Below are 1,185 nucleotides of genomic sequence, written 5' to 3'. Positions count from 1 at the left end.
ACATATGCAGCTACAACAGCCCATCCCAAAGAAGTAATAAATAATAAATAATTTCTTTGAGATTGTGAAACTACTTTTTCTATCAAAGAATCAAACGTCATAACGAACCCTCCTACTATGTTTTGTGTATACTGCCTTTAAAAACTTTAAAACTTATCTGTATATACAGTATATATCAAAATAAATTATACCATCCTCAAATTTACTTGTCAACCAAAAAATTTTGTGATATAATAAATTTGCTGATTGGGGGATCGTCTAATGGCAGGACAGCGGACTCTGACTCCGTTAGTGGAGGTTCGAATCCTCCTCCCCCAGCCAATACAATTTAAGGATCCTTTAAAAGGGTCCTTTTTCTTTTTTAACAAATAGAGCTTTCGCTTGAAATAAAGAGTATTTGAAGAATACGAAGAACTTATAGATGAAAAAATAATTTGATTTAAATGAAACGTTTGCTTGTTAAAATTTTAACAAATTAAAGTTATAATATGTCTGAGAAGATAAAAAAGGTACTTGAAAGATCAAGATTTGAAATTTGTTTTTGCAATATTGTGAAATATATAACAAAACTTATAAAAGGGGTGATTACCGTGAGTATGAAAGATAGTTTTCAAAAAGCAATGGACTGGATGAAGGAGTTTTCAAAGACAAACCCAGAGCAAATGGGGAGTTTCCAAAACATGATGGAGGCAATCGAAAAAGAAGAAGGTGCAGCGCTTGATAAAAAGACTAAAGAGTTAATAGCTGTTGCACTTTCTATAGCCAGAGACTGTGAATGGTGTATCGCGTGTCATGTAAAATTTGCGTTAGAAGCAGGTGCCACAGAAGAGGAAATTCTGGAAGCTGCGTGGGTTGCAGTGTTAATGGGTGGAGGTCCGGCTTTAATGCATGCAGGTTTGGTTTTGGAAGCTTTAAAAGATCTAAAATAACTAAAATAATAGTCAATTTTTTTCAAAGGGGAGAAAATCTCCCCTTTTTTGTTATAATGTTAAAAGATAAATAGAGATAATGGAATAAATTTTCATTATTCTTTCAGCTGAGCTTAAGGTTCTAAGGTACCGCAGATTTATTCCTTAAAAGGGCAGTTATGTAATAAAAGATAAAAATATTTTTATCCTTCTGGGTAGGAAACAGGGTGAAGAGAAAGAAACTGTTTTATCCTTTGGGGTGGGGAGCGGGGGAAGG

1 protein-coding gene and 1 tRNA gene are annotated in these 1,185 nt (G+C 33.8%); both read left to right on the top strand.

Features of this window, described 5'->3' with window-relative positions:
* The first annotated feature begins 247 nt into the window (after positions 1 to 247).
* A tRNA-Gln gene (locus AA81_RS05740) sits at positions 248 to 321 on the top strand.
* 275 nt (positions 322 to 596) lie between these two features.
* Entirely contained in the window at positions 597 to 929 is a 333-nt protein-coding gene (locus tag AA81_RS05735; RefSeq protein WP_103079447.1) for a carboxymuconolactone decarboxylase family protein, read from the top strand.
* The last annotated feature ends 256 nt before the right edge of the window (positions 930 to 1,185 follow it).

This window comes from Petrotoga halophila DSM 16923 (assembly GCF_002924615.1).
Note: the sequence above shows the minus strand (reverse complement) of the source record. Positions and strands in the feature narration are given on the sequence as shown.